Here is an 18,520-nt window from a genome sequence, read left to right on the forward strand (position 1 = left end):
GCGATGCAGACCAATTTTTCGCTTGCCCAGCTTGCCGATCCGCATGTCGCGGAATCGGAAAAGATCCTGCGCAAATGCGTGCATTGCGGCTTCTGCACCGCGACATGCCCGACCTATGTGACGCTCGGCAACGAGCTCGATTCACCGCGCGGGCGCATCTACCTGATCAAGGACATGCTGGAAAACGGCCGTCCCGCCGACAAGGAGATCGTCACCCATATCGATCGCTGCCTGTCCTGCCTCGCCTGCATGACCACCTGCCCGTCGGGCGTCAATTACATGCATCTGGTCGACCATGCCCGCGCCCATATCCAGGAGACCTACCAGCGGCCGCTGCTCGACCGCCTGACCCGCGCCATGCTGGCTTTCGTACTGCCCTATCCCGCGCGCTTTCGCGTCGCGCTCAAGCTGGCGAAGCTGGGCAAGCCCTTCATCGGCCTGTTCGACAAGGTTCCGGCGCTGAAGCCGCTCAGTGCGATGCTCAAGCTCGCGCCGGTCTCGATTCCGGCAGCTTCGCCGATGGGCTCGCCAGGCCTCCATGCCGGGCAGGGGACCAAAAAAGGCCGCGTCGCCATCCTCACCGGTTGTGCGCAATCGGTGCTCGATCCCGCCATCAACGAGACGACGATTTCGCTGCTGACGCGGCTCGGCGTCGAGGTCGTGGTGCCACCGGGCGAAGGCTGCTGCGGCGCGCTGGTGCATCATATGGGGCGCGAGCAAGCCGCCCTTGCCTCTGCGAGGCAGAACGTCGATGCCTGGACGCGCGCCATCGAACAAGGCGGGCTCGATGCCATCGTCATCACTGCATCCGGCTGCGGCACGACGATCAAGGACTACGGTTTCATGCTGCGGCTGGATCCGGCCTATGCCGACAAGGCCGCGCGCGTTTCGGCGCTGGCCAAGGACATCACCGAATATCTCTCGACCTTCGATCTGCCTGAACCGGTGCGCAAGCCGGGCACGGTTGTCGCCTATCACTCGGCCTGTTCGATGCAGCACGGCCAGAAGATCACCCGCCAGCCGAAGGAACTGCTGGCCAAGGCCGGCTTCATCGTGCGCGAGCCGCGTGAAGGACATCTCTGCTGCGGCTCCGCCGGCACCTACAACATCCTGCAGCCCGAGATCTCGGCCAAACTGCGCGACCGCAAGGTGAAAAACATCGAGGCGACGGGGGCTTCGATCGTCGCCACCGGCAACATCGGCTGCATCACCCAGATCGCTTCCGCCGCCAAGCTGCCGGTGGTGCACACGATAAAACTGCTCGACTGGGCCTATGGCGGACCAAAGCCGGAAGGCGTTCGGGAAGAGAGCCTGATCGCCGCGGAGTAGGGCGCCAGCCCCAGCGCTACTCCGCCGCAAGCCTGTCCGCAGTGCCGTAGGTCGCCTCATAAAGCGCGCGCTGGCGGCTGAGCGCCACCATCGTGTTGCGCAGCAGGATGGCGACCGTGATCGGGCCGACGCCGCCCGGCACCGGGGTGATCCAGGAGGCGACCTCGCGCACGCTTTCGGTGTCGACGTCGCCGACGATGCGGCTGGTGCCGTCAGGGCCGATTTCGGAATTGATGCCGATGTCGATAACGGCCGCACCCGGCTTGACCATATCGGCCTTGATCAGCCGCGGCCTGCCGACGGCGACGAACAGCGCGTCGGCGCGCCTTGCATGGGCGGCGACCGACCGCGTCATATGGTGGCAGACCGTCACCGTCGCGCCTTCGCTCATCAACAGGAAGGCGATCGGCTTGCCGACGATTTCCGAATGGCCGACGATGACGACTTCCAGTCCCTTGAGGTCGAGGCCGGTTTCCTTGAGCAGTTCGACCGAGGCCGCCGCCGTGCAAGGCGCGAGATCGAGCTGGTTGTAGACGATATTGCCGATCGAGGCCGGATGCATGCCTTCGACATCCTTCAGCGGATGCACCGCCGCCTGCAGTGTCCGGATCGGGATGTGGGCCGGCACCGGCCGCTGGATGATGATGCCGGTAACACGCGGATCGGCATTCAGGCCGTGGATCGCAGCTTCCAACTCGCCTGCCGTGATGGTGGCGGGAAAGCGCCGCTCCTCGAAATCGATGCCGGCGAGCTCAGCCTTGGCGCGCTGGTTGCGCACATAGACATCCACTGCATCGGTGTCGCCGACGGTGATCGAGATCAGCTTGGGCGGAAAACCCTCGGCTTTGGCGATCGCTGCGTCCTCGGCAACGGCGGCGATGATGCGCTGGGCGACCGGGCCGCCCTTGAGATAACGGCTGTCTTCGGACAGGGGCATGGGTGAACTCTTTTGTGGAACTAGCCACCGAGATAGCAAAAGAATGCGGTAAAGGGCAGCATGAAAGCGAACCGCTATGCCCGTTGCGCGACGCGTGGGTGACCTTTGCCCTCGATTTCTGCTCAAAAACGGAAAGGGCAGCGCGGTTTCCCGTGCTGCCCTTCCTGACCGGCCGCATCCCCATACGGCCCGTCCCCCGTATCCCTAAACTGGCCTCGAAAAGCGGACTGCTTTGCCGGCCAGGTGATTCGCAAGGATTATTATATCACCTCGACCGTGGTTCCGACATTGACCCGCTCATAAAGGTCGACGACATCCTCGTTGCGCATGCGGATACAGCCCGATGACACCGCGCCGCCGATCGTCCACGGCTGATTGGTGCCGTGGATGCGGTATTCGGTCGTGCCGAGGTAGAGCGCGCGGGCGCCAAGCGGGTTCTCCGCGCCGCCGGCAAGATAGGTCGGCAGGTAGCGGCCCTTGGCGGCTTCGCGTTTGATCATCTGCGCCGGCGGGCGCCAGTCCGGCCACTCGCGCTTGTTGGTGATCTTGTGCGTACCCGACCATTCGAAGCCGGGCTTGCCGGTGCCGACGCCATAGCGCCTTGCCTTGCCGTTCTTCTCGACGAGGTAGAGGAAGTTCTGGGTGGTGTCGATGACGATCGTGCCCGGCTTTTGGCCTCCGTCATAGTCGACTTCCTGCGGCAGGTAGATCGGGTTGATCTGAGGACGCGCGACCATGCGCTTGGCCGGCGGCTGCACCGCCGCCGTCTGCACGCGGTCGGGCTGCGCCAGGCGCAGGCGCCGTTGCTGCACCACCTGCCGGTTCTGGCGTACGACGCCGGGCGCTTGGCCAAGCTGCAGCACCCAGGGTGCTGAAAGGTCGGGGCTCACCATCACCGGCGGCCTGTCGGCATAGCGGTCGCCGGCGATTGAGGGTGTGACGCCGGCGGCAAACACAGCCACGGCGCCGAGCACGGGAAACAACACTGTCTTCATCGTAACGCACCTTGATCGTCTGATACAAAACGGGTGGAAACGTCCTCCCGGTTCGGCGATCATTGGCGCGCAAGCAGCAACCGAAACATGAATCGGAATGCGTAAAATGCGGCTTTGCCAGTAAACCTTTTGCTGTGGTTACCGCCGGGTTCAGGAATCTGGTAAAGCCGCGGTAAATGCCCGCGCAAAGCGCGTTAACGAACGGATTTTGGCTTATGGACAAGGAAAAAACCGGCCTGCTCGCCGGTCCCGATGGTGTCGCGCGCTGCTTCTGGCACGGCAATCTGCCCGACTATCTGCACTACCACGATCATGAATGGGGCCGGCCTGTGGCCGACGACCGCAGGCTGTTCGAAAAGATCTGCCTGGAAGGCTTTCAGTCGGGCCTGTCGTGGCTGACCATCCTGCGCAAGCGGGAGAATTTTCGCGAAGCCTTCGCCAATTTCGAGTTCGACAAGGTCGCCGCCTTCACCGACAAGGATGTCGAGCGCCTGCTCGGCAATGCCGGCATCATCCGCCATCGCGGCAAGATTGTCTCGACCATCAACAACGCCAAGCGCGCCCGTGAAATGGCCGACGAATTCGGCTCACTGGCCGCCTGGTTCTGGAAGTTCGAACCCGGCAAGGACGAGCGGCCGCAAATCGTCGACCTCGCCCATCTGCGTGCCAACCCGACAACGGCCGTCTCGGTGCGGATTTCAAAGGAGCTGAAGAAGCGCGGCTGGAGCTTTGTCGGCCCGACCACGGTCTACGCCTTCATGCAGGCCATGGGCCTGGTCAACGACCATCTCGAAGGCTGCGTCTGCCGCAAAGAGGTCGAGAAGCAGCGAAAGGCTTTCAGGCGGCCGAAATAGGCTCAGGTGCCGTTGGCGCTGGCCAGCACCAGGCCGGCGACGATCGCCACCACCGTGGCCACGGTCGGATAGATCACCAGCAGACCAGTCATCAACGCGTCGCGCATGGATGGTCCCTTGCCGGTGTCGACGGGTACTTCGAACGGGCCGGCAGCCTGGCTGACCATTTTCGGGGCGTGGATGTCGGCCGGGCGCAGGCGTGCGGGCAATTCAGCATCGCTGTCGATGGCGTGGTACCTTGCTGTGCTGGTCATGGCCGCGAACCCCTCATTTCCCGCGCTTTATCTCTCGCGATTGTGTCGGCACGATGCCGTACGCATGGCGGGATTGTTTCATTTGCGGTCCGGATTGGTTTCAAGGAGGTTCGGCGTCGCCTTCTCCCATCAGGAGCGCCAGAGGGCTGACCCTTGCCGCCTACGACCTCTTCGGTTAGGACACCCGCGTTGCGAAAATCGCAACATTGCTAACCTGCAAGCATCATAAAACGCCGAGCAAACACCCCATGGCCGATAAATCGGAAAAGACGAAAGCGCGACTGCCGCGCGGTTTTGCCGACCGCAGCGCCGAGGACATCCGCGCCGTCGAGAAGATGGTGGCGACGATCCGCTCGGTCTATGAGCTTTACGGTTTCGAACCGGCCGACCAGCCGCTGATCGAATACACCGACGCGCTGGGAAAATTCCTGCCCGACCAGGACCGGCCGAACGAAGGCGTGTTCTCCTTCCAGGATGACGACGACCAGTGGCTGTCGCTGCGCTACGATCTGACCGCGCCGACGGCCCGTTTCGTCGCCGAGAATTACGAGCGGCTGCCCAAGCCCTACCGCAGCTACCGCTCCGGCTGGGTGTTCCGCAACGAGAAGCCAGGCCCCGGCCGCTTCCGCCAGTTCATGCAGTTCGACGCCGACACGATCGGCACGCCGGGCGTGGCCGCCGACGCCGAAATGGCGATGATGATGGCCGACGTCATGGAAGCGCTGGGCATCAAGCGCGGCGACTACGTCATCCGCGTCAACAACCGCAAGGTGCTGGACGGCGTGCTGGAGGCGATCGGCCTAGGTGGTGAGGAGAATGGCGGCCGCCGGCTGACGGTGCTGCGCGCGATCGACAAGCTGGACAAGCTCGGGCCGGAAGGCGTGAAGCTCTTGCTTGGCCCGGGCCGCTGGGACGGCGGCAAGGAGGGCGAAGGCGACTTCGCCAAGGGCGCCGGGCTGAACAACGGGCAAGCCGAGGCGGTTCTTCTCGCGACCGCGAGGACTGTACAGGCCGGCCAGGATTCCATGGTCAGTTCGAACGCCATCTACCAGGAAGGCGTCGGCGAACTCGCCACGATTGAAGCGCTGGTCAGGGCGGCGGGATATGGCGAGGACCGTATCGCCATGGACCGCTCGGTCGTGCGCGGCCTCGAATACTACACCGGCCCTGTCTTCGAAGCTGAGCTTCTGGCCGAAATCCCCAACGAAGACGGCCAGATCGTGCGCTTCGGCTCGGTCGGTGGCGGCGGCCGCTATGATGGCCTCGTCTCGCGCTTTCGCGGCGAACCTGTGCCGGCGACCGGCTTTTCCATAGGCGTCTCCAGGTTGATGACCGCGCTGAAGAACCTCGGCAAGCTCGATGCCTCGGACGTGATCGCGCCGGTCGTCGTGCTGGTGATGGACAAGGACACCGACAGCCTCGGCCGCTACCAGAAGATGGTGGCGGAGCTGCGCGCCGCCGGCATCCGTTCAGAAATGTATCTCGGCGGCGCCGGCATGAAGGCGCAGCTCAAATATGCCGACCGCCGCGGCTGCCCGGTCGCCATCATCCAGGGCGGCGACGAGCGCGCCAAGGGCGAGTTGCAGATCAAGGATTTGATCGAAGGCGCGCGCATGTCCGCCGAAATATCAGACAACGCCGAATGGCGCGCGGCGCGCCCGGCGCAGGTGACGGTGGCGGAGGGCGAACTGGTCTCCGAGGTGAAGAAGATTTTGGCGGCGCAGGCTGCTGATCGCGCGAAAGGTGGCGCTTGAACACCCCCCTCTGGCCTGCCGGCCATCTCCCCCGCAAGGGGGGAGATTGGATGTCGCGTGGGCTTTCGCCAATTTCCAGCGTTGAAGAAGCGGTGCGGAGCCTTAAGTTGCCGATCTCCCCCCTTGCGGGGGAGATGGCCGGTAGGCCAGAGGGGGGTGCCTCGCGCCCATCCTGTCCATGACCTCCCGCACCCCCGCCATCTCCACCGACATCACCAACCTCTTCGCCACCCGCAACACCCATGCGGTCGAAGTCGCCATATTGCAGCCGGCCGACCCCTTCCTCGACATGGCCGGCGAGGATCTGCGCCGCCGCATCTTCCTCACCGAAAGCGAAACCGGGCAGACATTGTGCCTGCGGCCGGAGTTCACCATTCCGGTCTGTCTCGATCACATAAGCTCGCAGGCCGGCACGCCGCGCCGTTATTCCTATCTGGGCGAAGTGTTTCGCCAGCGCCGCGAAGGCGGCAACGAGTTCTTCCAGGCCGGCATCGAGGATCTCGGTGACCGCGATACCGCTGGAGCCGATGCCCGCTCGGTGGCCGACGCGCATGCGCTGCTGTCGCTGGTGCTGCCTGGCCAAGCGCTGGCGATCACGCTCGGCGACCAGACCATTTTCGAGGCGGTGCTGGCTGCCCTCGGGCTGCCGCGCGGCTGGCGCATGCGCCTTGCCCGTGCGTTCGGCTCGGCGCCGATGCTTGAGGCGGCACTCGCCGATCTCGCCAACCCGCCGCGCAACGGCCAGCTCTCAGGTCCGGTCGCCGCTCTCGTCCTCGACGGTGATCTGGACGGTCTTTCCGCCCATATCGCCAGCGGCATGGAAGAGGCCGGCCTGTCGGCGTCCGGCGGGCGCTCGCCCACAGACATTGCCCGGCGGCTGATCGAGAAAGCCGAATTGCGCAGCGTTCGGCTGTCGAGCGAGGCCTTTTCCGCGCTGAAGGATTTTCTGGCGATCGACGTTCCGCTTGATGGCGCGGCCCAGGCACTGGAGACCTTCGCCACCGGCGCCGGGCTGTCGCTCGATGTCGCGCTGGAAAAGTTCGCTGCCCGCGCCAAGGCGATCGAGGCGCACGGCTTGCCGGCCGATAAAATCCGCTACGACGCCGCCTTCGGCCGCCCGCTCGATTACTACACCGGCCTGGTTTTCGAAATCGCGGCCGACAATGGCGACCGGCCGCTGGTCGGCGGCGGCCGCTATGACCGGCTGCTGACCCTGCTTGGCGCGAAGACGCCTATCCCCGGCGTCGGCTTTTCCGTCTGGCTCGACCGCATCGAGGCATTGCGGGAGACGGCGCCATGATCACGCTGGCGATCCCGTCCAAAGGGCGCCTGAAAGAACAGGCGCTGGACGTGCTGGCCAAAGCCGGCCTCGCCGTCAGCCTGCCCGGTGACGAGCGCAAATACCACGCCCGTGTCGAGGGCCTGGACGATGTCGAAGTGGTGTTTCTATCGGCTTCCGAGATATCAGGCGAGATCGGCCAGGGCGCCGTCGATCTCGGCATCACCGGCGAGGATTTGGTGCGTGAAAACCTCGCCGACTGGGAGACCCGCGCCGAAATCGTCGCCCGTCTCGGCTTCGGCAATGCCGATGTCGTGGTGGCTGTGCCGGACATCTGGCTCGACGTCGACACCATGGCCGATCTCGACGACGTCGCCGCCGATTTTCGCCAGCGCCATGGCCGGCGGCTGCGCATCGCCACCAAATACTGGCGGCTGACGCAGCAATTCTTCTCGCAGAAGCACGGCATCCAGGTTTATCGCATCGTCGAGAGCCTGGGGGCTACCGAAGGCGCGCCGGCGGCCGGTCTGGCCGATGTCATCGTCGACATCACAACCACCGGCTCGACGCTGCGCGCCAATCATCTCAAGGTGCTGGGCGATGGCCTCGTCCTGCGCTCGCAGGCCTGTCTGGTGGCGTCGAAGAAGACACGGGCGGCAGCGGACGAGACGCTCTTGCGCGACATTGCCGCGAAGATGGCGGCGGCGGCCGGATAGCGGCGGGGGCCACTACCCCTTAGGGACCCCGAACCCAGCCTAAAAAACCCTGACGGCGGCCCGGCGGTGTCGGTAGCGTTTGCGCCGAGGTTTTCATGGTGATAGGAATTATTTCCTTGACCGGTGAGGGCAGCTATGCTACATTTTCGTCCATGGTGCTGATTTGCGCCAACAACCCGCCGCCCAGGCGGGTTTTTCGTTTTGACGCCTCGTCAGCCAACGCGAAGCTACGAAGCATCGTCGACCGGATCGCTGCCCTGCCTCGACCATCGGCGGGATTTCCTCCACCCCGGCAGGCTGATAGGTTCGGCTAATGCATGTCGCCCAAAAGTGATCTCGGTTTTGGGAGAACGACATGCATAAAAACAGGACCTAAGCGCGTCGCATGATTCCGTTTCAGCGCGACGCGCTTAGTCCCAGGAGGAGAGAGCGATGCCGGTCAATCTCGACGAGCTGAAGAATGCCAGCAATCTGCGCGGACGCGGCGCGCGTGCTGGCGGTGTCTTCGTCGCACCCGTCGACAACAGGGCGCATGTCTCTGGCGAACGCAGCGTGCCGCTGCTCGACAAGACCATCCCCGCGCTGTTTTCCGACACCGTCAGCAAATACGGCACGCTCGACGCCGCCGTTTTCGTCGACCAGGACAAGCGTTTCACCTGGAGCGAGCTTTCGGACACGGTTGACGCGCTGGCTGCCGGCTTCCTGGCACTGGGGTTGGCAAAGGGCGATCGCGTCGGCATCTGGTCGCCCAACCGCTGGGAATGGCTGGTGACGCAGTTCGCCACCGCCCGCATCGGCCTGATCCTGGTCAACATCAACCCGGCCTACCGGCTGACCGAACTCGACTATGCGCTGAACAAGGTCGGCTGCAAGGCGCTGGTCACCGCTGCCAAGTTCAAGACGTCGGACTATCTCGGCATGATCGAGACGCTGGCACCCGAGATCGCCAAGGCTACGCCCGGCAAGCTCAAGGCGCAGAAACTGCCGGCGCTGAAGATCGTCATCCGCATGGGCGAGGAGAATTCGCCCGGCATGTTCAATTTCGGTGATGTGCTGGCCATGGCCGGGCGTGACGAGCATGACAGCCTCGACCGCATTTCGGAGAAGCTGAAGCCGCGCGAGGCCATCAACATCCAGTTCACCTCAGGCACCACGGGAGCCCCCAAGGGCGCGACGCTGACCCACGGCAACATCGTCAACAACGGCAATTTCGTCACTTCGGCGATCAAGCTGACCGTCGACGACCGGCTGTGCATCCCGGTGCCGCTCTACCACTGCTTCGGCATGTCGATGGGCACGATGGGTTGCGTCTCGAAAGGCGCCACCATGGTTTTCCCGGGAGAAGGGTTCGACGCCGGCGCCACGCTGAAGGCGGTGGCTCAAGAACGCTGCACCGGGCTCTACGGCGTGCCGACCATGTTCGTCGCACTGCTCGATCATCCGGATTTTTCCGCCTTCGATCTCTCCAGCCTGCGCACCGGCATCATGGCCGGCTCGCCATGCCCGATCGAGGTGATGAAGAAGGTGGTGTCGCTGATGCACATGGAACAGGTGACCATCGCCTACGGCATGACCGAGACCAGCCCGGTGTCGTTCCAGAGCGGCGTCGACGACCCCTTGGAAAAGCGCGTCTCGACCGTCGGGCGCATCCACCCCCATGTCGAGGTCAAGGCGGTCGATGCCGACGGCGCTACCGTTGCGGTCGACGTACCGGGCGAGCTTTGCACGCGCGGTTATTCGGTGATGCAGGGTTACTGGGACGACCACGACAAGACCCGCGAGGCGATCGACAGCGACGGCTGGATGCACACCGGCGACCTCGCGACCATCGACGCCGAGGGCTATTGCAACATCGTCGGCCGGGTCAAGGACATGGTCATCCGCGGTGGCGAGAACGTCTATCCCAGGGAGGTCGAGGAATTCCTCTATCGTCATCCAAAGGTCAAGGAGGTGCAGGTGTTCGGCATTCCCGACGCCAAATATGGCGAGGAGCTGTGCGCCTGGATCGTGCTCAAGCCCGGCCAGATTGCCACCGAGCAGGAGGTCAAGAACTTCTGCGCCGGCCAGATCGCCCATTACAAGATCCCGCGCCACATACGCTTCCGCACCGAATTGCCGATGACGGTGACCGGCAAGCCGCAGAAGTTCTTGATGCGCGAGGCGATGGTGGAGGAACTGGGGCTGGTGGCGCAGAAGACGGCGTGAACGGGTGAACGCTTCGATCTGTCGGTGCGCGAATGCAGCCACGGTTCGCAGCAGCGGTCAGGGGCTTGCATGAGCGGTTTCGGACGTTCGGTGACTTCGTATGCGATGCCGCTGGCCGCCTTGGTGATGGCTGTCGCCGTCAGAGCCGGCGGGCTGTCGGCGGACGAAGGTTCGCTGAGCGCCAGGATACTCGTCGGAGCGCTTTCGAGTGCGATTATGTTCACCACCATTTTCGTGGTGCTCGACCACGCCGAGGCGGTGGCTCGGCGTGTAGGAGAGCCCTACGGCACATTGGTGCTGACTTTTGCCGTGACGGCAATCGAGGTGTCGATCATCGTTTCCATGATGCTGCATGGAGAGAACAACCCTACGCTTGCACGTGAGTCTGTCTTTTCAACAGTGATGATTGCATCTACCGGCGTCGTCGGCACGTGTCTTGCGCTTGGCGGCTGGCGTCATCGCAAGCAGGCAATTGTTCGACAAGGGACCAGCGCATATCTCGCGGTTCTGATCGCGCTGACCATCATGACGCTTATTCTGCCAACCTACACACAAGCTACGGGGCCGGGCACATTTTCGGCAGCTCAACTTGGCTTTGTGAGCGTGCTTTCGGTGCTGCTTTATGCAAGTTTTGTGTTCGCGCAGACTGTCCGCCACCGAGAAGACTTTGTCGAAGGGCAGGCCCACGGCGTTTCGCTGCGGACTGCCCCTCACGAAAGCGTCTTTGCTGGCGCATTGCTGCTTTTGATCGGGCTGATTGGCATTGTCATGCTCGCCGAGCAGGTCGCCGCAACTGTTGAAAATACGCTCGTTGCCTATCAGGTGACACAGGCTGACAGCATTGTGGGGGCATTGATCGCCGGGCTGGTTTTGATGCCGGAGGCCATTTCGGCGGTTCGCGCTTCACTCAACAATGAGCTGCAACGCGGTTTGAACGTCGCGATGGGTTCCGCTTGCGCCACAATCGGTTTGACAATACCGGCGGTCGCGGCCGCCAGCCTGCTGACGGGAAGAGGGTTAACCCTGGGGCTTCCAGCGACTGATACAGTGCTTTTGATTTTAGCGCTGTTCATATGCAACGTGAGTTTTAGCACTGAAAGAACAACATTCTTGACGGGCGCGGTCCACATCGTGGTATTTCTTACATATATATTTCTTATATTTGTACCATGAAAACTTTGACCCAGGCTGGCAATTAGATACAGTGGCGAGACTGGTCGTCAACGGACTGCTTGGGTTCTTCAGTCTGGAAGCCGACAGCGAACTGCAGCCCGTTGCCTGAGATGGCGTTTCCGCTTCCGCACCGAATTGCCGATGACGGTGACCGGCAAGCCACAGAAGTTCCTGATGCGCGAGGCGATGGTGGAGCAACTGGGGCTGGTGGCGCAGAAGACGGCTTGAGGGCTGGCTTCGCGGTGCGGCTGGGTTGCTTTGAGCCAACTGTCGACGACGGCGACGAGGTAATGACGTCTCAATCGGGCCGAGAGCGGACTGGCGGCTTTGGGCGGCTTCCGCACAAAGCTGCCGGCCGTGAGCCGTGACGCAGAAAGGCTCATTTGTCATCCGAGCGTCATTCCACGGCTTCCCGGAGTGGCTACTCGTATCGATCGTGGCGACGTACCCAGTCCATTCCCTCCTTCTCGTTGCGGCCTTTCGGCATGAAGTCGAGCATGGCGTAGGTGCCCATCATCACCTCAACCCCGCGCCCGTAGGTGGAGTAGGTGCGAAAGACCTCGCCCGCGTGCTTGAAGAAGGCGCTGACGCCGGGCCATTCCTCGCCGGTCTCCCGCCATGGGCGTTCCCCGTTGCTGCAAACATCGTCATTTCCGGTCCTCGGTCGAATTCGGCGTTTCCAACGGTTGCGATCCGGAAACGCTATTTCGGACGGAGGCCAGATGGGAGTTACAAGTGTGACGTGATTTCAATGGGGGCCGTCTGCAGAATGGCGGTTCACCGCGCGGCAAGCGAGATAGCTGTCATAAGCTGATCTATAGGCGGGCAGCGGCCCTATCATCCCGCGAAGTTGGCACAGTTGCCAAGAGGTGCCCGCGATCCGCTTTCCCACCGGCGAGAAGGGCCAGGTGCGCGGCTTCGACGGGTGTGCTCGACAGCTCCGTGGACGCCCTGAACGTCCCAAGGGTCAAACTATCTGATCAAACTGACGCTCAACGAGGTCGCCGCAGCATCGGGATGAGCGTCGGCGACGAACCGACCTGGATCGCGCCGAGCGATTCGAAGCCGTGCCGCTGGTAGAATGATATGTTACGCGGGTTCGAGGATTCCAAATAGGCCGGCGCGTGATCGCGGTCGCACTGCGCGAGTGCGTACGCCATCAAGGCATCGCCGTGACCTTCGCCTTGATGCGCCGGGTCGACGCCGATCAGGGGCAAGTACCAATGCGGTTCGGTCGGGTGGTACGTGGCCATCTGCTCGAATATGGCCGCGGTTTCAGGGGCGAGAGAGGATTCAACCGTGCTCTCGATCACGGCGCCAAGCTCTTCCTCGTCGGAATGCACGCCGGGCGGCAGCCACAGCGCCGTCCCGGCGTAGCCGTCGGTGCAAAAGGCGCTTCCGTTAGAGAATGCCCTGCGCCCGAACGCACGCGCCATTCGCGGCATGGCTGCAAGGTACGGGTGTGCATGCGGCCAGGTCCACCGCGCCATAGGGTCCGCTGCAAACGCCAGCACGATTATCTCGACCGCTGAATCTTCATCGGCTGCGTCCATAACTCTCACTGTCGGCGACTTCACGCTGCCCTCCTGACGTAGGTGGTTCGACGAGGCGCCCGCGCCCGTTCTCAGCAACGCATCGTAACCCGGATGGAGTGGGAGCGATACCGGTTGCTGTCGGCTCAGCGGTTCTGGAAAAGCTGAAGCTGCCCGGATCGTGCTCAAGCCCGGCCAGATCGCCCACTACAAGATCCAGCGCCACATCCGCTTCCGCACCGAATTGCCGATGACGGTCAGCAAGCCGCAGAAGCTTTTGATGCGAGGCGATGGTCGAGGAACTGGGGCTGGTGACGCAGAAGAAGGCTTGAGGGCTGGCCTCGCGCTGCAGCTGAGCCGACGTCGAGCCGTGAACTCGATTGGCGTCTAATAGCGCTGGGTCGTCCAGGCTGACATTGCACTGCATTGGTTGGGCATCCGAGCATCGCACTGAACCCGGCCGCCAGCGGTGCTCGAATCCACCGGCAGCAGAAACTGCCGGTGGCACGGGTCATACGGCATCTGCCTCGTTTTGCGGGAACATGGCGCGACGTGATTCCGCATCGAGATCAGCCTTGAAGGTATGCCTTGCCTTCATGTCCAGGGCTCGCTGGACCGCAGGGCGCTTGGCCGCCTCGTCCATGAAGCGCACGACATTGGGATAGTCGCCAAGACCCTTCTCGCCGAATGCATATCCGGCGGAGGCGGCCCAGCCCCAAAGCGCCATGTCGGCGATCGTGTACTCGTCGCCGGCCAGATAGCGGGCCTTTCCAAGCCGACGGTCCAGAACCGCGTAGTGGCGCTCGAGCTCCTTCACGTAACGATTTTTCGCATAGGCGATATCTTCCGGCGCGTAATGCAGAAAGTGGATTGCCTGGCCGGAAAACGGCGATAGGCCCGTTGCCACGAACTGAAGCCATGACAGCATCAAAGCCTTGGCCTTCAGTTCGCCCGGAATGAATTTTCAGTGCTTCTCGGCGAGGTAGAGGAGGATGGCGTGGGAGTCGAATATCGTCACCTCCCCGTCAACCATCGCCGGCACCTTGCCATTTGGATTGATCTCCCTGAATTCCGGCGTGTGCTGCTCGCCTTTGAAGATATCGACCGGCGAGACGTCGAAGGGCAATTCCAGCTCTTGCAGCAGCACCGCCACCTTCATCGAATTCGGCGTGGCGTGAAAATACAGATTGAGCATCTTTTTCTGTTCCATCGTTGAACATCCACCCAGTCCGCCCGATCGGCGTCTGCTGATGTTGAGCGCCTGAAACATGCTGGCCTGCCCGCCAACACGCCAATCGATCTTGCGGATTGGTGGCATCGAGCCCGTTCATGGCAGGTCGGGCGATCGGACGGGTTTGGATTTTAACAAGTCCCAAACCCATGAACGCGATCGATTCGTCTCATCGTGAAACGCGATTTCTCGAGGCGCGCTCAGAGTTCTAGAGCGGTGACATCAACCGACCGAAAGGAACCAATCATGATCTCTCGTTCTCTAATGTCTGGCGTCGCAGCCATGATTCTCTTCAACATTGTATCGCCATCGATGGCCGGCAGCACGGCTCAGGGGATTTCGTTCGCCTCCGACCAGAGTTATCCGGAGAGCATGACATGGTCGGCCAGGCAGGACACCTTTATGGTCGGCTCGGTGCGTCATGGCCTGGTGGCCAAGGTCGACAAAACCGGGAAGTACACGGTGTTCGTGCACGATGCGAGGCTGGTTTCCACGGCGGGTCTGCTCGTCGACGACAAGCGCAACACGCTTTGGGTGACGAACTCCGATCCGGGCGTCGGCGATCGCACCGGTGCGGCGAGCAAGGGCAAGCTTGCGGCGGTGGCCACCTACGATGCCACGACCGGCCAGCCTCGGGCCTATTACGATCTCGGCAGCCTCAGCGAAGGTACGCATTTTGCCAATGACATCGCGCTCGATGCCGACGGAAACGCTTATGTGACCGACAGTTTTGCTCCGATCGTCTATCGGATCGACACAGCGGGCAAGGCGGCGATCTTTGTGCAGGATCCACGCTTCACGAATGGCGACGGCTTCAAGCTGAACGGCATCGCCTGGCACAAGGATGGCTATCTGCTCGTGGGCAAATACAATACGGGTGAGCTGTTTCGCGTCAGTATCGCCGACCCCCGCACGGTCGAACCGGTTAAACTGCCCGAGGCCCTCACGGGTGCCGACGGCATTCAGTTGATCGATGACCAGCACCTCATCGTGGTGCAGAACCTGGGCGCAGATCGCACCGTCGAACTGGTATCCGCCGACGGGTGGGCATCGGCGACGATCGTCCGGCAGGAGCGCAGCATCATGTCGATGCCGACGGCCGCGGCGATCTTGGGCGACGATGTCTACGTACTGAATTCGCGGCTCGACACGCTGTTCGATCCGGCTGCCGACAAGGTTGGCGACTACCTGCTTCAGAAGCTCTGATTGCACGGCATGTGGTAGCCGGAACGATTGCGTGGTGTTCGGCCACTACCCCTCGTGACCGCTGCGAGCGCTCTGTATCACCAGTTTGCGCAGCCATATGTGGGCGGGGTCGCTGCGCATTCGTGGGTGCCAGAACAGGTTCATGGCGAACGGCGAGAGCTCCAAGGGGGCTTCGAACAGATCGAGGACTTGAGCGAAGCGCCTCAGGAATCGCCGGGGCAGGGTGCAGATCAGATCGCTGTTTTCCAGAACGAGCGGGGCCAGTGCGTAGCTCTGGATGGAGACCGTCACATTGCGCGAGCGGCTGATCTCGGCAAGCGCGTCGTCGATCATCCCTGCAAAATGCCCGCCGCTCGTCGAAATGAGCAGATGGTCGAGGGCACAGAATTCGTCCAGGGTGATTGACCCCTTGCCACGCGGATGGCCGTGCCGCTGGGCGGTAACGAACTCTTCTTCGAACAGCTTCTGCCCGATCAGACCACTCGAACCGTCTTCCGCGGCTCCGATGAAGAGATCGATGTCGCCCTGCTCCAGATGCTCGACGATCCTCGGCTTGTTGGGCACCGTAAAGGCGACCTTTGCGTTGGGAGCTTGGGATTTGAACCGCGGAATGAGGTCCGGCGCCAGGATCGCTGCCGGATTGTCCGTCGCGGCAATGCGATAGACACGTTTGCTTGTCGCGGGGTCGAACAGATGAGCAGTATTCACGAAATCGCTCAACCGTTCGAGCAGCCGGGTGAGTTCGGGCTCAAGTGCCAGAGCGTGAGGCGTCGGGATCATTCCCCGTCCGGACGCCGCCGTTGTGAAGAGGGGGTCGTTCAGCAATTGACGCAGACGCGTCAGGCGGGCCGACAAAGCCGATTGGGTAATGTTCAATCTCGCCGCCGCATGGGTGACGTTCTGGTGCTTCAACAGCGCGTCGAGTGTCAGCAGCAAGCCAATGTCGAAATCCGATAACCGTTTCGTCAATGGGACCTCGAACCAGCAGGGGGACCTCGAAACAGCAGGCGCTATTCAATCGGTAGCAATCTCTAGCACGGTTCCGGAGACTGAAGGACATGCGGCTCCAGTCAATCCTGCAATGGCTTCGAAGTTCCTTTCCCGCCCGGTCGGGTTACTGAGGTGACGGCAATCGGGACGGCTGGTCCGGGTAGCCTTGACGACAACAAGACCCGCCGGGGGATGATGCCGACGGCTGGATGCACATCGTGGAACGTCCGGTTTTAATACGGGGAGCACTAAGAGGCGAACCGATGTCGAGTGCTCAGCCGGCATGTGCTTCGCATTTAGCGAGGTTCAGCCACGGCCGCCGCAGCCGTCCGTGCCGGCTTCAGTTGCCAGAATGATCTGACGAGAACATCGTCGGCATAGATCGCGTCATCGAGTTGGGCCTGCCCAAGCGCTTGGACCATTGTCGGTCGATCCCCGAGCAGCGAGACGCCAAATGCAGCCTTGCCATTCGGGAGCGGCACGCCTAGAGCGTCCAAAATAGTCGGGAATATATCGACCACGCTCGAAAGTCCGGTATATGTGCGGGGGCGAATGCCATCGCCCGACAGGGAGAAAAAGTTGCGTCTTTCAAACCTGTTCAACTGATCCGTCACCGTGCTCGGCGCGCTGAGGTGATCGCTTTGCAGCACCAGAACGGTATTCGCCATCAGCCCTTCTGCCTCGGCTTTGTGAATGAAGTCCGCGATGAGCATGTTCGTGCATTTGACGGCATGGAGAATATTGGGGGTTTGCGGAGAAAGTCCGGTCTTGCCGATGCATTTGTCCGTCAGATAGCCGTCCATCGCGTGCCCACCACTGACGGCGATCGTCAGCGCGAGCGGTTTGCCGTCTCGCTGCGCGCGCCGCAAAATGTCGAAACTCATATCCAGAACCTGGGCGTCGCTGGCGCCAAAAGTGCTGCCAGACCCGGCGACGGCAGCGACGACTTCCGATCCCCCAAAAAGCGATGAGTAGCCATGGGTGGCATAGAATGCCCCCTGACCGGTGAAGCCGAGTGGCCAACCGGAAACGAAGCTCTGCCGATAGCCCCGCGACTTCAGGACGTCGCCCAAGCAGGTCAAGCCTGGCAGGAACTGCGAATTCTCCTCCAGATACTCGCGGGTTGTGAAATACGACATCAGCAGCGGCGTTCCACAATTCGCGGCGACCATGCCCGCGATGGAATTGTTGGTGTAGGCCAGCTGCACCATGTTGGTCGCTGAGAGGCTACGCCTGTCGAATTCGAGCAGCGGACCCATGACATCGCCAAACGTCGCCTCGTTCATGTAGGTGCGTTCGGCGCTCTCGATGAAGATATGTATGAGGTTCTTCGGCACGGCGGTCACGGACGCCCCCGCGGCCGGTTTCGTCAACGAGGTAATATCGACGAAGTGCTTGGACAGGAAATCATGCAGCGGGTTGAGATGGACCGCCGCCGCGATCGGGCGCGTCAGCATCGGGTTTGCCGCTAGGAAGAACGCCATCAGGGCGACGTCTAATCTCCTTGTCAGTGTGCCGCGCGCCTTTAGCGCGCCGAGACCGAGAAGCACGACCAAGATGACCAGTATCGTGTTTCCGGTGTTCATCAAACATTCAAGAACGACGCCGGGGGTAAGAACCCCGGCACCGACATGCATGAACATCGCGGCCCAATCGAAATAGCCGAAAACGCTTTCAAGATAGACATAGAAAAGAAACAGGAAGCAGGGGATGAGCGATAGATAGATGCTGAACCACCTGCGTCTTGGCTGATCTGTCTTGGCGCCTTGCTGACAATCCAGCAACAGAAGCGCCCACAGAGCGCAAAGGCCAAGGATGACAAGCAGCCTTTTCTCCGAGAGATTGATTAGCGATACGAGCCAGGTGAGCGAGCCCACCGTCGCGGCGCTAACCAATGATGCGATTGGCCTGGAAGAAACCGCAGGAATTCCGCGCATGCCTTGCACTCGAACGGTGATGTCCGAAGTGAATATCGAGAACCATTTAAAACTATACTAAGGAGATGCAGAAAATTTTTCCTCATTGAACGATCTGTTAAGTTAGAAAAAGCTAATGTCGTAGGGCG

At 62.0% G+C, this 18,520-nt stretch carries 15 protein-coding genes and 2 pseudogenes; 9 read left to right on the forward strand and 8 right to left on the reverse strand.

Annotated elements, in window-relative coordinates; all coding sequences use genetic code 11:
• Nucleotides 1-3: 3 nt before the first annotated feature.
• The gene (glcF, locus tag NP945_RS08645) at nt 4-1,329 is read left to right on the forward strand and encodes a glycolate oxidase subunit GlcF (protein ID WP_256746118.1); all 1,326 of its coding nucleotides are present in this window, start codon (nt 4-6) and stop codon (nt 1,327-1,329) included.
• Nucleotides 1,330-1,345: 16 nt separating this feature from the next.
• On the opposite strand, the gene NP945_RS08650 is transcribed toward glcF, so the two are convergent.
• Entirely contained in the window at nt 1,346-2,266 is a 921-nt protein-coding gene (locus tag NP945_RS08650) for a bifunctional 5,10-methylenetetrahydrofolate dehydrogenase/5,10-methenyltetrahydrofolate cyclohydrolase (RefSeq protein ID WP_256746119.1), read from the reverse strand.
• Between the two features lie 260 nt (nt 2,267-2,526).
• Entirely contained in the window at nt 2,527-3,261 is a 735-nt protein-coding gene (locus NP945_RS08655) for a L,D-transpeptidase (RefSeq protein WP_256746120.1), read from the reverse strand.
• A gap of 215 nt (nt 3,262-3,476) precedes the next feature.
• Here NP945_RS08655 and NP945_RS08660 point away from each other — a divergent pair, with 215 nt between their 5' ends.
• Complete coding sequence (locus NP945_RS08660; RefSeq protein ID WP_256746121.1) at nt 3,477-4,115, forward strand: DNA-3-methyladenine glycosylase I; 639 nt, start codon at nt 3,477-3,479, stop codon at nt 4,113-4,115.
• A 2-nt stretch (nt 4,116-4,117) separates the two neighbouring features.
• Here NP945_RS08660 and NP945_RS08665 read toward each other — a convergent pair whose 3' ends face one another.
• Complete coding sequence (locus NP945_RS08665; protein WP_256746122.1) at nt 4,118-4,369, reverse strand: hypothetical protein; 252 nt, start codon at nt 4,367-4,369, stop codon at nt 4,118-4,120.
• Nucleotides 4,370-4,617: 248 nt separating this feature from the next.
• Here NP945_RS08665 and hisS point away from each other — a divergent pair, with 248 nt between their 5' ends.
• The 5 genes from hisS to NP945_RS08690 all read left to right on the forward strand — a co-directional run bounded on the left by hisS (nt 4,618) and on the right by NP945_RS08690 (nt 11,496).
• Nucleotides 4,618-6,123: a histidine--tRNA ligase gene (gene hisS, locus NP945_RS08670; protein WP_256746123.1), complete on the forward strand. Its 1,506-nt coding sequence runs from the start codon at nt 4,618-4,620 to the stop codon at nt 6,121-6,123.
• A gap of 178 nt (nt 6,124-6,301) precedes the next feature.
• On the forward strand, nt 6,302-7,423 hold the full coding sequence (locus NP945_RS08675; RefSeq protein ID WP_256746124.1) for an ATP phosphoribosyltransferase regulatory subunit: 1,122 nt from the start codon (nt 6,302-6,304) through the stop codon (nt 7,421-7,423).
• Nucleotides 7,420-8,118: an ATP phosphoribosyltransferase gene (hisG, locus tag NP945_RS08680; RefSeq protein WP_256746125.1), complete on the forward strand. Its 699-nt coding sequence runs from the start codon at nt 7,420-7,422 to the stop codon at nt 8,116-8,118. The genes NP945_RS08675 and hisG overlap by 4 nt, the downstream gene beginning before the upstream one ends.
• 432 nt (nt 8,119-8,550) lie before the next feature.
• Nucleotides 8,551-10,323, forward strand: coding sequence for an AMP-binding protein (locus NP945_RS08685; RefSeq protein WP_256746126.1), 1,773 nt, complete (start codon nt 8,551-8,553; stop codon nt 10,321-10,323).
• A 69-nt stretch (nt 10,324-10,392) separates the two neighbouring features.
• Nucleotides 10,393-11,496: a calcium:proton antiporter gene (locus NP945_RS08690; RefSeq protein ID WP_256746127.1), complete on the forward strand. Its 1,104-nt coding sequence runs from the start codon at nt 10,393-10,395 to the stop codon at nt 11,494-11,496.
• A 421-nt stretch (nt 11,497-11,917) separates the two neighbouring features.
• Here the strand turns inward: NP945_RS08690 and NP945_RS08695 are convergent.
• A pseudogene (locus NP945_RS08695) lies at nt 11,918-12,115 on the reverse strand (DUF899 family protein); the annotation flags it as partial.
• Between the two features lie 373 nt (nt 12,116-12,488).
• Nucleotides 12,489-13,073, reverse strand: a complete 585-nt coding sequence (locus NP945_RS08700) for an N-acetyltransferase (RefSeq protein WP_206517178.1) — start codon at nt 13,071-13,073, stop codon at nt 12,489-12,491.
• Between the two features lie 136 nt (nt 13,074-13,209).
• Between NP945_RS08700 and NP945_RS08705 the strand changes: the two genes are divergently transcribed.
• The gene (locus NP945_RS08705; RefSeq protein ID WP_127330081.1) at nt 13,210-13,419 is read left to right on the forward strand and encodes a hypothetical protein; all 210 of its coding nucleotides are present in this window, start codon (nt 13,210-13,212) and stop codon (nt 13,417-13,419) included.
• 120 nt (nt 13,420-13,539) lie between these two features.
• Here the strand turns inward: NP945_RS08705 and NP945_RS08710 are convergent.
• Nucleotides 13,540-14,223 (reverse strand): annotated as a pseudogene (locus NP945_RS08710) (glutathione S-transferase family protein).
• 408 nt (nt 14,224-14,631) lie between these two features.
• On the opposite strand from NP945_RS08710, the gene NP945_RS08715 reads away from it, so the two are divergent.
• On the forward strand, nt 14,632-15,465 hold the full coding sequence (locus tag NP945_RS08715; protein ID WP_256746128.1) for a hypothetical protein: 834 nt from the start codon (nt 14,632-14,634) through the stop codon (nt 15,463-15,465).
• 45 nt (nt 15,466-15,510) lie between these two features.
• Here the strand turns inward: NP945_RS08715 and NP945_RS08720 are convergent, their stop codons facing one another.
• Together NP945_RS08720 and NP945_RS08725 are read right to left on the reverse strand one after the other, a co-directional pair.
• Entirely contained in the window at nt 15,511-16,401 is an 891-nt protein-coding gene (locus NP945_RS08720; protein ID WP_245456765.1) for a LysR family transcriptional regulator, read from the reverse strand.
• A gap of 350 nt (nt 16,402-16,751) precedes the next feature.
• On the reverse strand, nt 16,752-18,392 hold the full coding sequence (locus tag NP945_RS08725; RefSeq protein ID WP_256746129.1) for a sulfatase-like hydrolase/transferase: 1,641 nt from the start codon (nt 18,390-18,392) through the stop codon (nt 16,752-16,754).
• Nucleotides 18,393-18,520 lie beyond the last annotated feature (128 nt).

The organism is Mesorhizobium sp. LMG17149 (genome assembly GCF_024518695.1).
Taxonomy (GTDB): domain Bacteria; phylum Pseudomonadota; class Alphaproteobacteria; order Rhizobiales; family Rhizobiaceae; genus Mesorhizobium.

What these genes read in the sequence shown, in the direction of transcription:
- glcF (WP_256746118.1), top strand. Translation starts at nt 4, where the DNA reads ATGCAGACCAATTTTTCGCTTGCCCAGCTTGCCGATCCGCATGTCGCG.
- NP945_RS08650 (WP_256746119.1), bottom strand. Translation starts at nt 2,266, where the DNA reads ATGCCCCTGTCCGAAGACAGCCGTTATCTCAAGGGCGGCCCGGTCGCC.
- NP945_RS08655 (WP_256746120.1), bottom strand. Translation starts at nt 3,261, where the DNA reads ATGAAGACAGTGTTGTTTCCCGTGCTCGGCGCCGTGGCTGTGTTTGCC.
- NP945_RS08660 (WP_256746121.1), top strand. Translation starts at nt 3,477, where the DNA reads ATGGACAAGGAAAAAACCGGCCTGCTCGCCGGTCCCGATGGTGTCGCG.
- NP945_RS08665 (WP_256746122.1), bottom strand. Translation starts at nt 4,369, where the DNA reads ATGACCAGCACAGCAAGGTACCACGCCATCGACAGCGATGCTGAATTG.
- hisS (WP_256746123.1), top strand. Translation starts at nt 4,618, where the DNA reads ATGGCCGATAAATCGGAAAAGACGAAAGCGCGACTGCCGCGCGGTTTT.
- NP945_RS08675 (WP_256746124.1), top strand. Translation starts at nt 6,302, where the DNA reads ATGACCTCCCGCACCCCCGCCATCTCCACCGACATCACCAACCTCTTC.
- hisG (WP_256746125.1), top strand. Translation starts at nt 7,420, where the DNA reads ATGATCACGCTGGCGATCCCGTCCAAAGGGCGCCTGAAAGAACAGGCG.
- NP945_RS08685 (WP_256746126.1), top strand. Translation starts at nt 8,551, where the DNA reads ATGCCGGTCAATCTCGACGAGCTGAAGAATGCCAGCAATCTGCGCGGA.
- NP945_RS08690 (WP_256746127.1), top strand. Translation starts at nt 10,393, where the DNA reads ATGAGCGGTTTCGGACGTTCGGTGACTTCGTATGCGATGCCGCTGGCC.
- NP945_RS08715 (WP_256746128.1), top strand. Translation starts at nt 14,632, where the DNA reads ATGACATGGTCGGCCAGGCAGGACACCTTTATGGTCGGCTCGGTGCGT.
- NP945_RS08725 (WP_256746129.1), bottom strand. Translation starts at nt 18,392, where the DNA reads ATGCGCGGAATTCCTGCGGTTTCTTCCAGGCCAATCGCATCATTGGTT.